Origin of the sequence: Paenibacillus sp. XY044 (assembly GCF_002257645.1) — a bacterium.
GTDB lineage: Bacteria > Bacillota > Bacilli > Paenibacillales > Paenibacillaceae > Paenibacillus_AQ.
Map to the genome: position 1 here is coordinate 391,046 of NZ_NQMO01000004.1, position 13,184 is coordinate 404,229.

The window sequence follows — 13,184 nt, forward strand, 5'->3', positions numbered from 1 at the left end:
GTGAAGAAATATTTAGCGGCCGTTCTGGTGGTGCTGTTCCTGCTGTCACCGGTCTCAGCCTTCGCGGCGTCTTCCCTCACGCTTTCCTTAAGCGTGGAAGAGGTTCGGCGCGGCGGCGATATCAAGCTGTCCGGAACGGCCAGCAGCGATCGTAACGACGTGGTCGTCAAAATTGTGAGCCCTAAACAAGCAGTATTTTATATTGATGCGATAACGCCAGTACAGGGAGCCTATTCCGCCGTAGTGGCCGTTCCGCAAGACGCGGATTTGGCACCATCGGGAACCTACACGGTGATTGCCGGCGTCGGTAGTGAAGAGGTGACCCGGACCTTCTCGGTCACAGATGGAAACAGCGTACCTGAGAATCCAGGCAACGGCAATGGTAACGGGAACGGCTCGGGCGGCGGTGGAAGCACAGGGGACAGCGGAAGCGGTGCCGTCCCCGCTCCTTCCGACCCTTCCGGCATCCCATCCGCCGCAGGCCAGGTTTCCGGCACGAGCATTACGCCGGAGAAGACTGCCGACGGGCGGTATATATTTGGCAGCGGCACTTTCGAGACGGCGCTTGGAAAAGCCGGGGATTCGCTCACCGTTTCCCTGCCCGCCTCGGCGGCAGCCGGCGGCTCGGCGCTGGAGTTTCCAGCGGCAGCGCTGAAGTCGATCCAGAACCGGAACGTCGATCTGGTGATCGTCTCCGGCAATGTCAGCCTGCGGCTTCCTGCGGGCGTCGCCGGGGCAGCGGATGACCGGCAATCCAAGGTTCGGATCGTGCTGAATACCGAACTGACCGCGGACGCGAAGAACGAGATTCAGCAGTCGCTGAAAGATCATCCGGAGCTTACTTCGTCCGGCATCGTCCTCTCGGTCGTCATGGAGATCATATCCGCAAGCGGCAGTGTCACTGAAATCCATAAGCTGGACAAACCTGCGGAAGTGACGCTGAAACTGAACGAGGAGCAAAAGGCCTCCGCATCCGCGGATCTGGCCGGCGTATATGCGGTAGACGGCAGCTCCGTAGAAGCTGTCCCGGGGCGGTGGAGTAACGGAGCCTTTATTTTCACGGCCGCACATTTTTCATACTACGCGATTCTGGAGTACAAGTCGTCCTTTACGGATATGGTCGGCCACTGGGCGGCAGGTGCCGTGAATTTCCTTGCCGCGAAGCATCTCGTGACCGGCGTGGACGCAGCGCATTTCGAGCCGAACCGCAGCATGACCCGCGGAGAATTCGTCACGCTCGTCATGCGGGCCATCGACTATACAGGGAACATGCCGGCGAAGGCTCCGGCTAACGGGCCGGCCTTCTCGGATATCGCCGCAGGTGCGTATTACGCCCAGCCGGTTACTGACGCGGCAGCGCTAGGCATCGTTTCCGGATATGACGGAGCATTCCGGCCTAAAGACCGGATTACCCGGGAAGAGGCGGTGGTGGCACTGGTTCATGCCGCAGCCTATTTCGGCCTGAACGAAACGGGCAGCGGGCAGCCGGATTTTGCCGACAATGACCGCATTTCGGCCTGGGCGGCCAGCGCAGTGAACCAAGCTTGGTCGCTGGGACTGATTCAAGGGGACGGCAAGCAGTTTAACCCAGCAAAACCGGTGAGCCGTGCCGAAGTGGCGGTTATGATCCAGCGGATGCTGGAGGACCGGCAGTGAGTAGACCGAAATAGGGAGGGAACCATCCCCAATGGGAAAACGGATTATATCCATCGCCATGCTGGTGCTGCTGATGTGTGCCATGCTCTTCCCCGCGCAGACGGTGACCGTTTCGGCGGCCGCCGTCTCCTCCGCGGGAGGAGAACAGACCAGAAACGTGGCTCTGAATGCGAAAGTAACGGTGTCTGGACAATGCAACAATAACGAGAGTGGAAGCAAAGCCGTTGACGGTAAAAACGACACGAAGTGGTGCGACAACGGAAGCGCTGCGGTGAAATGGCTTAAGCTGGATCTTGGGAAGGCTTATACCATCAACGAATGGGTCGTGAAGAACGCCGCCATGGGGGAGAACAGCAACAGCCCGTTCTGGAATACGAAGGATTTTCGGCTGCAGAAGAGCGCTGACGGAGTGAAGTGGGAAGATGTTGACGTGGTGACGAACAATGCCCAGTCGATCGTGGACCGGTATGTTCCGGCCTTTACTGCGCAGTACGTCCGCTTCTATGTAAGCAAGGGGGCTTATGACAGCAATACGGTGCGCTTGTATGAGCTTGAGCTGTATGGGGTGGACGCCGGACAAACCCCGGCCTACCCGGCCATCAACATGGACGCGGTCGATTACGTCGATCCGTTCATCAATACGATGGGAGACAACGGTCAGACGAATCCCGGGCCGTCGTCCCCGTTCGGTCTGGTCTCGCTGGGACCCGACAGTGACGGCGGCGCGTTCAGCGGATACTACTATCAGGACCAGAATTTGAAAGGTTTTTCGCATCTGCGCTTCAGCGGCGTCGGCTGCAGCGGGGCGGGCGGCAACGTTCTGATGATGCCGGAGACGCGGACGTTTACGAAGAACAGCAGCGATTACAAGCAGAAGTACGATAAAAGCAGCGAGCAGGCTTCTGCGGGATATTACGCGGTGAAGCTTGCATCCGGCATCGGCGTCGAGTTGACGGCTTCGGATAACGTCGGTTTTCACCGCTACACGTTTCCAGCCGCGGCGAATGCCGGCTCCGTGCTGGTCGACCTGTCCAATTCTTATGCCGGCATGGTCGATGCCTATCTGAACGTGGAGAACAACCATGAAATCAGCGGCATGATCAAGTCGCAAAACGTGTGCGGACACGGTTATTACACGATTTATTATTCGATCCAATTCGACCATGATTTTGACTCTTATACGTCCTGGCAGGGCGATGCTACGGGAAGCGAAGCGGTTCGCACCGGCTCGAACAGCGGGGTATGGGTCAATTTCAACACGGCGGACAACAAGGTGGTCCAGGCTAAGGTAGGCTTGTCGACGATCAGCGTCGACCAAGCTAAGTATGAAAGGGATCATGATATCGCCGGGTGGGATTTTGACGCCCAGCGCACGAAGACGAGAAACACCTGGAGTGAACTGCTGAACAAGGTGGAGATCAAGGACGCGGATGAGGAGAACAAGAAAGTTTTTTACACACAGCTGTACCATTCCTTCCTCAGCCCGAAAAATGTGACCAGCTCCAGCGGCACCTTCAAGGCGGCGCGGGATGAAACCACGGTGCGGAAGGCCTCTGAGCTTGGGGATGACTTTGCGTACTATAACGGCTGGACAACATGGGACGATTTCCGGAAATATTCCCTGTTCTCCGTGCTTGTGCCCAAGGAGTACAACAACATGGTCAAATCCCTGGTGGATGTGTATAAAACCCGGGGCTCCTACACCCAGTGGGGTGACGGGTATTGGCCGAGTCCGACCGTAAGGAATGAATTCAACGGTGCGGTCATTTTAGATGCATATGCCAAAGGATTTGACGATTTTGATGCGTATACTGCACTCAAGGGCATGGCGGTGGATGCGGACAACTTCTCGATCAGCGACGGTGAAATTTCCGGCAAGCTGGAGAAGGCGAAGAGCGCCTACTTCCCGATGAAACTGGCCGAAATGCTCGGCGACGGCGATACGTATGAGAAATACAAGACGATCGCGCTTTCCTACAAAAAATTGTGGAACAAGGATCAGGTGGACGAAAACGGCAGCAAGACGGGCTTCTTCACGCCGAACGGAAGCACGGTGAGCAAGAACGATGTGACGGCGGTGGACAAGTATGCGTATCAAGGGAATTTGTGGACGTACCGCTGGTCCGCTTCCCAGGATATGAACGGCCTGGCTGAGCTGATGGGCGGAAAAAGAGCCATGGCCGAGCAATTGCAGCATTTCTTCAGCATCAACGAATATATGGCGATCAACGAGCCGGATTTGGATGCCCCGTACCTGTTTAACTATTTGGGCATGCCGTATTTGACCCAATACTACGTCCGGCAGTACACCACGGAAGTGGTAACGCAGAAATACCATAACCACGGGCTGTATGCCTATCCGATCCAATCGCGGGTATACCGGGATGACCCGGAAGGTTATCTTCCATCCATGGACGATGACGCCGGCGGCATGTCTTCCTGGTTTGTCTACAGCGCCATGGGGCTTTTCCCGGGGAACCCGGGGGACGCGAACTTCCTGATCGGCTCGCCAATCTTCTCTGAGCTGACCCTGCATCTGGACGGAGGGAAGACGTTTACCATCAAGGCTAACGGCGTTTCCAGCACGAATCGCTTTATTCAGTCCGCGAAGCTGAACGGGAGCTCGTTCGACCAAGCCTGGATCAGCTACGAGGATGTAATGAAGGGCGGTACGCTGGAATTCGAAATGGGTCCGGAGCCGAATACGAAGTGGGGCGCGTCCGCGGATGCGGCACCGCCAATGACGGACTACTCGGCAGACATTGATCAATCGCTGTCTCGTCAGAAGCTCATTGCGGAAGGATCCGACTGGAAATACTACGATCAAGGTCAGAATCCTGGCAGCGCATGGAACGATACCGGATTAGACGACAGTGCATGGGCTTCGGGTAAGGCGATGCTGGGCTACGACAGCAAAAACCTTGTCAAGACCAAAGTCGGCTATGGTCCGGACGCGAATAACAAGTACCCGACGACGTATTTCCGGAAAACCTTTGAGGTGACGGATCCGTCCGGCATCCTTGAACTGGATGCGAGCCTGATCCGTGACGACGGCGCGGTTGTCTATTTGAACGGACATGAAGTGATCCGGACAAATATGCCTGCGGGTGAGGTGACTTATAACACTTACGCGAATGCAACCGTTAACGATGAGCGGGACCGGAACGCTTACCGGATCGACCCGTCCTATTTGGTGAAGGGCACGAACGTCATCGCCGCCGAGGTGCATCAGGTGAATGCAACCAGCTCGGATATCGCTTTCGAATTCAGCCTGGATGCGGTGAAACAGATGGCGAAACCGGCAGCTCCAACGCAGCCGAAGGTGGACGACACAGCCAACACGTTCGGATGGACGAATGTGCCGGGATTCGATCAGCCTGCCGACTACCAATTCAGCACGGATGGGGGCAAGACCTGGAAACCTGTCACAGCGAACCCGCAGGTGGTCGGTCCGTTGGCATATAAGATCGGCCAGGTTCAGGTCCGGGTCAAGGCGGATGCGGACCATGCGGCCGGGCTGGCGCTGTCTTCAGATAGGGCCTACACCTCCGACATTCAATGGGATGTATATGATTTGAAGGCCGATGTGAAACGGGAGCGTCATATGACGGTCCAGGTTACCGGCACGTTAAAAGGTAACTATGCCGACTCTGCCGTCGCCGTCATTCAGTTAATGAAGGGCGACAGCGGAGCGCTGGTGTCCAGTGCCGTACCGGTGCAGTCCGGCAGCTTCCAGCTCTCACAGACCTTTAATGTGAGCTCCAGACAATACCAGGTGAATGTATACCTTGTTGACCAATTTAATGGGAACATTTACGATTCGCTGTGGCTGGCCGAGCCGGTTGTGACGCAGCCTGAGCCCGTGCCAGAGCCGGAACCGGAGACGCCGGCGGAACCCGAACCGGATCCGCTGCCCGTACCGAAACCAGAGCCTCAGCCTGAGCCCGAGCCTCCGGTCGAGCCGACGGATCCGGGCATTCCGGGAGACGGGCAGCCAGGCGAAGAAGTGCACATGATTGAGCTGGAAAACCGCAGCGAGTGGTCTTCCGCGGTGAACACGTTCAACAACGGACCGCTCAAAACGGAAACGAGCAACGGCCGAACGGTGGTCGCCAACACCTTTAACGGGGCGTGGCTTGCTTATTCCAATATCGATTTTGGAACGGAGGGTGCGAACCACTTCACGGTTGAATACGATGCGCCGTCCCAAAAGGTACCGTCCGGTGCGGCGCTGGAGCTCCGGCTCGGCAGCGTGGACGGTGAGCTTGTGGGCACGGTTCAGCTGCCGCATACAGGCAGCGGCTGGGGGACGTTCGGTACCGCCGAAGCCATTTTGGATCGAAACGTCACAGGTAAGCAAAACCTGTATATCGTCATGAAAGGAAGCACGGACAGCGGCCATCCGTATATCGGCAATTTCGACCGGCTGACCTGGGACCGTCAGCAGATCCGGAATGATTATGCACAGCTTGAGCTCGAAAGCTACGATGAGTGGTCGACCGACCTGAATCCGGTGAATAAAGGGCCGCTCAAAACGGAAAAGGGAAAAAGCGGCCAGCAGGTCGCCAATACGTATAGTGGAGCATGGCTCGCCTACAAGCGGATGAATTTCGGCAGCACCGGCGTCAGCCGGCTGTCCATCGAGTATTCCGGCAATAGCGACAGCTGCCCGCCCGACTCGGCTGTGGAGGTTCGCCTAGGCGGCGTCAACGGCACACTGGTCGGCAAAATCGCCGTACCCCCAACCGGAAGCGGATGGGGAACCTACCGCACGGTCACGGGTACGCTGAGTCAGAAGATCACCGGCGTTCAGGACGTTTACCTTGTCTTGACCGGTTCCACCAATGCAACGTATAAATATATCGGCAACTTTGATCATGCCAGCTTCGAATAATTGCCGATTTAGTCCTTATGGATCATTTTTAAGGAAGCGGAGAAAGATTCCGCTTCTTTTTTTGTATCCAAGTGTGGTATCTTTATGTTTTACGACATCAAAGAACGGCTTGTGAAGACTTGGACAAAATACACAAGTTCCGTGATTGAAGAATACAGGTTTTTAGTAGAAGGAGCATATATGACATTTAAAGATTTGAATCTTGACCCGATGATTTTAAAAGCGTTGGCGAAGCAGAACTATACCGAGCCGACGCCGATTCAGGCACAGTCCATCCCCGCTGTACTGGCCGGCCGGGATTTGCTGGGCTGCGCCCAGACGGGAACCGGCAAGACCGCCGCATTTTCCCTGCCTATGATTCAGCTGTTGAGCCGGGAGCCCCGCAAACCGGGGGCGGGCCGCAGGGTCCGTGCGCTCATTTTGACGCCGACGAGAGAGCTGGCCATACAGATTATGGATAACGTGAAGGCGTACAGCCAGTACACCGATTTGCGCACGGCGGTCATTGTCGGCGGCGTCTCGCAAAAACCTCAGGAGCGGGCGCTGCAGCAAGGCGCGGATATCGTGATCGCCACGCCGGGCCGGCTCATCGACCTGATCCATCAGAAGCATATCGATTTGCAGCATGTGCAAATGTTAGTGCTGGATGAAGCCGACCGGATGCTGGATATGGGCTTCATTCATGATGTGAAGCGGATTATCGCCACCATGCCGAAGCGGAAGCAGACGCTGTTCTTTTCGGCGACGATGCCTCCGGAAGTCAACGGCTTGATCCAAACGCTGCTCGTCAATCCGGTAAAAGTAGAAGTTACGCCGGTCTCCTCAACGGCCGAGCGGATTGAGCAGTCGGTTTATTTGCTGGCACAGGGGAGCAAACAGAAGATGCTCGATCAGCTGCTGCAGGACCCGTCGATTGAGTCGGCCCTGGTGTTTACCCGCACCAAACGGGGAGCTGACCGGGTGGCGCGCGCGCTGAAGAAGGTGAATATTACGGCGGAGGCGATCCATGGCGACAAATCGCAAAACAGCCGGCAGAACGCCCTGAGCCATTTCAAAAGCGGGGTGACGCGCATCCTGGTGGCGACCGACATTGCCGCCAGAGGTATCGATATCGATGAGCTTCCCTATGTCATTAACTTTAATCTGCCGAATATTCCGGAGACGTACGTTCACCGGATCGGCCGCACGGGCCGGGCGGGGATGAGCGGGACCGCGATATCCTTCTGCGAAGCGGACGAGCTGCCGTACCTGAAGGACATCGAGAAGCTGATCGGCAAGGCCATTCCCGAAGTGAAGGGTCATGACTATCCGATGGAGCCGCAGGCGGCAATGGCAAATCGTCGTGTGGAGAATTCTCCCGCAAATCGGCCGGCGAAGGCTCAAGCAGGACATTCGCGTAAACCGCAGGCTGGAGATGCCGGTAAGCGGCAGACGGATGGAGGGCATAAACGGAGCAAACCGAAGACAGACCGTGCCCCTAAGGCTGCGGCGAGTGCTGCCCGCAAACCCGTACAAAATGCGAACGGCAGCACGAAGCGTAGTGTGGGCGGCAATTCTAAGGGAAATGCGAACGGCAATCCTAAGGGAAATGCGAACGGCAAGTATCAGGGGAATGTGAACGGAAATCCCAATGGCCGCACGAACCGCAGAACAAAGCAGAGCGGATCGGACAATAGAAACAAGGTGAGTTCGTCTCATTAAAATAGAATTTTAGGCGCTTTACGCGTTTACCGCAGATGATCTGTGACCCGCAGGAAGGACACTTTACTTGTGACCCTCCAGTGGGTCATTTGTGTTTTCGCCAAGTCGCTTAAGGCTGATCCTTTAAATGATCGTTATACTGCTGCTCCGTGCCGACGTAAAACGCATTGATCGATTTTTCCTCATTCGTACCGTCCGGACGCTGGATCGTATCTGTGCCCATGTGCTGGCCTTGAACCATACCGATCCCCACTTCAGTGCGGTTACCTTGATCATCTGCATAATAAAATGTCATCCCGCCGCCCGTTGGAGCACTTGACGTCTTCAGCACTCCATCTTTCGGGATGTTGTTTACAATGGCATCTCCCTCTTTCGGGAGTTCGGGGTAATCCTTTTGATTGTATATAACAGTAACCCACCCTGTATAGCCGACTGGCAGCACGTAGATGTGGTTCTCCTGCTCATTTAGCCCCTTTGTCCCTATCACGACGGCAGCGACAACAATGACGGCAAACACCGCAATGAACACCTTATATGCTCTAATCAAACCTTTCAAATTTTCACCGCCTTTGGTCGGTATTTTGAACACTTTGGTTAACGCCTTGAAGCAATCGCGGCCAAACAAGAAAACCACCGGGAATAGGTTTTGAGCCTAGCTATCCGGTGGTTTTTCATCTGATTGAAAGCTTACATCAAGTATACTACAGAAAATGGAAGGCTACACTTAAGAATAAGCCCAGATGTGTGAGCCATTAGCAAACCCTTCAATCTTCCCGCAGGGCAGGTTGTATGCATATAGAATGATGAAGGCGGTTATTGGAAAGACACCCATCGACCGCTTACTGCATACACTATAGAAGGGGAAGATGGCGGCAGGTAGCCTCTCTATACATGAAATCAGTCGTCTGCGAAATCGTCGTTTGCAGATTTGACATTCCCAACTGTGTTTAGTATCATTACAGTATATTCATTTTGTGATTTTTACGATTACAGTTTGTATATACTTAAAGATAGGCGGTGGAATGATGAGAATCGAAGTTAGCGATTGGGTCCAAGGGAAGACGGTAGACGGAGAATTTATTCACGGATACATTGAGACGGTGGACGCTCAGAAGGGCATCGCGAGAGTACGCGTCGTTCAATCCGACAACGAGGAAGCGGTCGGCCGCGTGATCGGCGTGCGCGAATCCTGGCTGAGATCGTTGCCGGTCAACCCGCTTGCAGATAAGAACAACGTTGAAAGCTTGATCGACATCGCACTGGCCACCTTCGACGAGGCCTGGTTTAACGAATTGACAGACCACCTGAACGGCTTCGAGAGCAAGAACAGCAAGAATGGCAACGGGATCCGCTACAAAGGGCCCATCAACCGTCTGGGTCTGTTCGAGAAAAAGTAAACGCAGGCCTCGGCAGAGGCACCTCATACCATACAACAGCATGATGAATGCGCTGCTTCCTTTTCCGTCAATAAGGAGCGGCAGCACAAAAAACGGCATGGATCAGCTTACAGCTGACCTGCCGTTTTTCTCATCATTCGCCATTCTCCAATCTCTGCTTGGACAAGAAATTTGAGATTCCCTTAGTGATTTCACTGGGTGCTTCTAAGGGAGAAAGGTGGCCGGTTTGGGGAATGACGAGCAGCTCTGCATGAGGTATGCGTGGCAGCAGCTCACTTTTCAGTGTGTCCAACCGATCTACCGGGTCAGATTCTCCGGCTAGCACAAGGGTGGGAACATGGATGTTTTTCACTTCTGCGGATATATCCTCAAGCATTGCGGTTTCAGGCCATGCCACGCGAGCTAAAGGTGCACTTTTTTGCATATCCTCAAGCACCTTTTCGCGAATGTTTTCCTCAAGAGGAAGCAGGGCGATATTGCTCAAAGCCATTTCTGCTCCCTCACGAGAATCATAAAAATGAACCATTGCGTTTCTTATTTCTTGTGGCATATCTTGAGGTGTCGGGGGAGATGGTGCAACCAAGATCAAGGCTTCCAGACCAGCCGGATTACGGGAAGCCAGTAACTGCGCTGCTTTAGCGCCCATGGAATGACCGACCAGCATATATCTCTTCAAACCAAGCTCTTGAATGAGCGCATGTGCATCATCGGCAAGATCCTGAATTGTATAAGATGCAGCCGACTTATCTGAATCTCCCCATCCGCGGTGGTCATAAGCTATGCAATGGTAGTCTTTTTTTAGAACGTCAATTATTTTATCCCAGGTACGTGCCGACCCGCCGTAAAAGTGCAAAAACACAAGAGCCATGTCTCCTTGTCCCTGCTCTTCAACATGAAGTTCGACGCCGTTTACATGATAGTTCATATCATCCACTCCAATTAATAGTATCAGTAACAGTTACTGTTACATATATTAAAATAACGGTTCATGTTTATGAAGTCAAGTTGATTACTTGTGGATTTATTATAAAATTGATTTGCCTTTCAAAAATCAATACACTAAACATAAGCTTTAATCAGAAAGAAGGACCTTGCAAAAATGGGAAACCGAAGCCAGCAGTTCTCTGTAGCGGTTCATATTTTATGCTTTCTTGAATTTAATAAAAATGGCCGTACCACGTCCGAATTACTTGCGATGAGTGTGAACGCTAATCCGGCGGTGATTAGAAGAATCATGAGAAAACTTACGAAAGAGGGTCTTATTACATCTACTCTTGGAACAAATGCCGCGATAAGCCTGGCCAAAAAGGCAGATCAAATCACGCTGCAGGATGTATACCGTGCTATGGTTGAAGATAATCAGGAGATTTTTATCATTCATCGAGATACAAACCCGACTTGCCCGGTAGGAAGTAAAATGCCGTATTTATTAGACGGAGTTAACACGAAAATCCAAACGACGATGGAGAACGAATTGTCAGGCATTACGATTGATCATCTGGTGAAGAGCGGAATCGTCGAAACGGAAGGCTAACATGAAAATGACCGGATTCCTTAATAAGTAAGGGAATCCGGTCATTCCTTTATACGGAGCAGCGTGGATGGCTTGCTGATGGAAGGCTCTATGGTTATCCTTTCAACCCGGTGGTGCTGATGCCCTCGACGATGTATTTTTGGAAAATGAAGAATACGATGACGACCGGCAGGAGCGACAGCGTGGCCATGGCGAACATGCCGCCCCAATTGTTCAGCGATTCGCCGTCCAGGAACAGCTTCAGCGCAAGGGAAACCGGGAATTTATCCGGGCTGTTCAAGTAGATGAGCGGATTGATGAAATCGTCCCATCTCCAGTAAAAAGAGAAGATCGCGCTGGTGATCAAAGCGGGTCCGATGAGCGGCAGGACCACTCTGTAGAACACGCCGTATTTGCTGCAGCCGTCGATTTTCGCGGCTTCGTCCAGCTCGCCCGGAATGGTGCGGATAAACTGCATGATCAGGAAAATGAAGAACGGCGTGCCGAAGAAATGCGGGACGATCAGCGGCTTGAAGGACGAGAGCCAGCCGAATTTGGCGAACATGACGTACTGCGGCACGAGGACGACGTCCTGGGGCAGCATCATCGTGGTCATCATGGCGGCAAACCAGAACTTCTGGCCGAAAAATTTCGTGCGCGCCAGGCCGAAGGCGACCAGGGCCGAAGAGGCGACGGCGCCGACCGTCGACAGAATGACGATGATGAACGAATTTTTGAAGAAGGTCGCAAACGTCGTCCCGCCGAATCCCTTGAAGCCCGAGACGTAATTGGCGAATTCCAACCGGCTCGGAATGAGGCTGTAGGCGGTCGAGAAAATTTCGCCGTTCGGCTTCAGGGAGCTGGCCGCCAGCCACAGAATCGGATAGATCATGAACAGGGCGAAGATGCCGACCAGTACATGATACAGGACGCGCTTGGGTGTGGACATGGTCATGGCCGTTAGTCTCCCTTCGTCTCGTAGTGAACCCAGCGGGTCGAGGATTTGAAGATAAGCAGGGTCAGGAACCCGACGATGAGCAGCATCACCCAGGCGAGCGCCGAAGCGTAGCCCATCTCAAAGTGCGAGAACGCCTTACGGTACAGGTACAGCGAATAGAGCAGCGTCTGGTCGAGCGGACCACCTTCCCCGCGGGAAATAATGTAGGCCGGCGTAAACGTCATAAATGCCGAGATCGTCTGCAGCGTCAGGTTGAAGAGGATGATCGGGCTCAGCATCGGCAGCGTGATGTTGAAGAAGCGCCGGACAGCATTGGCGCCGTCCACGCCCGCAGCCTCATAGTAGTCTTTCGGAATGTTTTTCAGCCCCGCGAGGAAAATAATCATCGACGAGCCGAACTGCCACGTGGATAAGGCGATCAAGGTCCACAGCGCGGTGCTCGGATTGCCGATCCACGAGGTCGAGGCATGTATGCCGATCAGGTTCAGGAAGGAATTCACCAGTCCTTGATCCCCGAAGATCTGCTGCCACATGATCGACACCGCGACGCTGCCGCCGATCAGGGACGGCAGGTAGAAGGCGGAACGGTACAGGCCCACCGCTTTCGTGGCCACGTTCAGGATCATGGCGACGAACAGGGCGAAGATCAAGCGGAGCGGCACGCTGGCCAGCACATACGTAAAGGTGACCTGAAACGATTTGCCGATTTTGTCGTCTTCCATGAACATCCGCTTGTAGTTGTCCAGGCCGAGCCAGTTCGGCGCCTCCATCAAGTTGTAGTCGGTGAAGGAATAATACAGCGAAGACAGCACCGGATACAGCGTAAAGATCAGAAAGCCCAGCACGAACGGAGACGTAAACACGTAACCGGTGAGGTGCTCGTTATCCCGCAGCCTTTTCATTATCGTCAACCCCTAAGCTTACAAAATTGGACGTACTGTGAGCAGAAGCGGCCCGCCGGTGAAGAAACCGGGCTGTTCCTCTTGAAGCAGAGGAGTTCGGTGGGCGGGTCTTTTACCTGAGCCAAAAGGAAAGGAGCCGAACCCGACCGGGGCCCGGCTCCTT

The 13,184-nt window shown here is 54.1% G+C and carries 9 protein-coding genes; 5 read left to right on the plus strand and 4 right to left on the minus strand.

The window, feature by feature from the left end; all coding sequences use genetic code 11:
• The 3 genes from CJP46_RS19175 to CJP46_RS19185 all read left to right on the plus strand — a co-directional run bounded on the left by CJP46_RS19175 (position 1) and on the right by CJP46_RS19185 (position 8,251).
• Complete coding sequence (locus tag CJP46_RS19175; RefSeq protein WP_179281230.1) at positions 1-1,656, plus strand: S-layer homology domain-containing protein; 1,656 nt, start codon at positions 1-3, stop codon at positions 1,654-1,656.
• Between the two features lie 31 nt (positions 1,657-1,687).
• Positions 1,688-6,550: a glycoside hydrolase domain-containing protein gene (locus tag CJP46_RS19180; protein WP_094597231.1), complete on the plus strand. Its 4,863-nt coding sequence runs from the start codon at positions 1,688-1,690 to the stop codon at positions 6,548-6,550.
• A 180-nt stretch (positions 6,551-6,730) separates the two neighbouring features.
• Complete coding sequence (locus CJP46_RS19185; protein ID WP_094597232.1) at positions 6,731-8,251, plus strand: DEAD/DEAH box helicase; 1,521 nt, start codon at positions 6,731-6,733, stop codon at positions 8,249-8,251.
• A gap of 109 nt (positions 8,252-8,360) precedes the next feature.
• On the opposite strand, the gene CJP46_RS19190 is transcribed toward CJP46_RS19185, so the two are convergent.
• Positions 8,361-8,807 (minus strand): DUF6843 domain-containing protein, encoded by a 447-nt coding sequence (locus CJP46_RS19190; RefSeq protein WP_179281231.1) that lies wholly within the window; start codon positions 8,805-8,807, stop codon positions 8,361-8,363.
• Positions 8,808-9,273: 466 nt separating this feature from the next.
• Here CJP46_RS19190 and CJP46_RS19195 point away from each other — a divergent pair, with 466 nt between their 5' ends.
• Complete coding sequence (locus CJP46_RS19195) at positions 9,274-9,648, plus strand: hypothetical protein (RefSeq protein ID WP_179281232.1); 375 nt, start codon at positions 9,274-9,276, stop codon at positions 9,646-9,648.
• 133 nt (positions 9,649-9,781) lie between these two features.
• Here CJP46_RS19195 and CJP46_RS19200 read toward each other — a convergent pair whose 3' ends face one another.
• The gene (locus CJP46_RS19200) at positions 9,782-10,573 is read right to left on the minus strand and encodes an alpha/beta fold hydrolase (protein ID WP_094597235.1); all 792 of its coding nucleotides are present in this window, start codon (positions 10,571-10,573) and stop codon (positions 9,782-9,784) included.
• Positions 10,574-10,747: 174 nt separating this feature from the next.
• Here CJP46_RS19200 and CJP46_RS19205 point away from each other — a divergent pair, with 174 nt between their 5' ends.
• On the plus strand, positions 10,748-11,182 hold the full coding sequence (locus tag CJP46_RS19205; protein WP_094597236.1) for an Rrf2 family transcriptional regulator: 435 nt from the start codon (positions 10,748-10,750) through the stop codon (positions 11,180-11,182).
• A 94-nt stretch (positions 11,183-11,276) separates the two neighbouring features.
• Here the strand turns inward: CJP46_RS19205 and CJP46_RS19210 are convergent, their stop codons facing one another.
• A complete protein-coding gene (locus CJP46_RS19210) occupies positions 11,277-12,116 on the minus strand; it encodes a carbohydrate ABC transporter permease (protein ID WP_373558020.1) in 840 nt (279 codons plus the stop codon).
• A gap of 5 nt (positions 12,117-12,121) precedes the next feature.
• A complete protein-coding gene (locus tag CJP46_RS19215) occupies positions 12,122-13,021 on the minus strand; it encodes a carbohydrate ABC transporter permease (RefSeq protein WP_094597237.1) in 900 nt (299 codons plus the stop codon).
• Positions 13,022-13,184 lie beyond the last annotated feature (163 nt).